2 protein-coding genes are annotated in these 1,087 nt (G+C 62.5%); both read left to right on the top strand.

Annotated features, from left to right (window positions below; translation table 11 throughout):
- Positions 1 to 468 (top strand): polysaccharide biosynthesis protein (locus tag D6877_RS13675; RefSeq protein ID WP_178083680.1); only part of this gene is annotated, 468 nt, incomplete at its 5' end.
- On the top strand, positions 465 to 1,087 hold a 623-nt coding region (locus D6877_RS13670; RefSeq protein WP_130911140.1), incomplete at its 3' end, for an aminotransferase class I/II-fold pyridoxal phosphate-dependent enzyme. The genes D6877_RS13675 and D6877_RS13670, both read left to right, overlap by 4 nt.

The following is a 1,087-nucleotide window of genomic DNA, read 5'->3' as shown; positions in this document are numbered from 1 at the left end:
TTCAGCAAGCTGATCGCTGACGGCGCGCAAGAATTGCCGATCACCGACGAGCGCATGACCCGCTTCTGGATCACTCTCGACCACGGCGTGCAGTTCGTCCTGGACAGCTTCGCCCGCATGCATGGCGGCGAAGTGTTCGTGCCGAAGATCCCGTCGATCCGCATCGTCGATCTGGCGCGCGGCATGGCCGAGCATCTGCCACACAAGAACGTCGGCATTCGTCCCGGTGAGAAGCTGCACGAGCTGATGGTGCCGCTGGACGATGCGCGAATGACGCTGGAGTTCGAGGATCACTACACGATTCAGCCGTCGATTCGTTTTACCAGCGTCGACGTCGATTTTGCCGTCGATAAACTTGGCGAGCGCGGCCATGCGGTGGGCGAGGATTTCGAGTATCGCTCGGACACCAATCCGCATTTCCTTTCGGTCGGGCAGATCGCCGATCTGCACGCGAAGCTGTCGGTATGATCCCTTACGGTCGGCAAAGCCTTGATCAGGCGGACATCGATGCGGTGGTCGAAGTCCTGCAATCGGACTGGCTGACCCAGGGGCCGACCATCGAACGCTTCGAACAGGCGATGGCCGAGCGCTGTCAGGCCGATTTCGGCGTGGCGGTGTGCAATGCCACGGCGGCGCTGCACATTGCCTGTCTGGCTGCTGACCTGGGGCCGGGCGATCGCTTGTGGACCTCGCCGAATACCTTTCTGGCTTCGGCCAACTGCGGGCGCTATTGCGGCGCCGAGGTCGATTTCGTAGACATCGATCCACTGACCTGGAACCTCGACGCCTTTGCCCTTGAAGCGAAGCTCGAACAGGCCGAGCGCGACGGCACGCTGCCCAAAGTCCTCGTCGCCGTCGCGTTCTCCGGGCAGAGCTGCGATATGCGCAAGATTGCCGACCTGGCGGTGCGCTACAACTTCACCGTGATCGAAGACGCCTCCCACGCAGTGGGCGCGAGCTACGCCGGGCGCCCGGTCGGTTGTGGCGAATTTGCGGCGATGACGGTGTTCAGTTTTCACCCGGTGAAAATCATCACCAGCGCCGAAGGCGGCATGGTCCTGACCAATCGCCCGGCGCTGGCCGAACG

The sequence above is a fragment of the Pseudomonas sp. Sample_9 genome (genome assembly GCF_004307535.1).
Lineage (GTDB): Bacteria > Pseudomonadota > Gammaproteobacteria > Pseudomonadales > Pseudomonadaceae > Aquipseudomonas > Aquipseudomonas mercuritolerans.
This window is presented reverse-complemented; position numbering and strand designations above follow the sequence as displayed.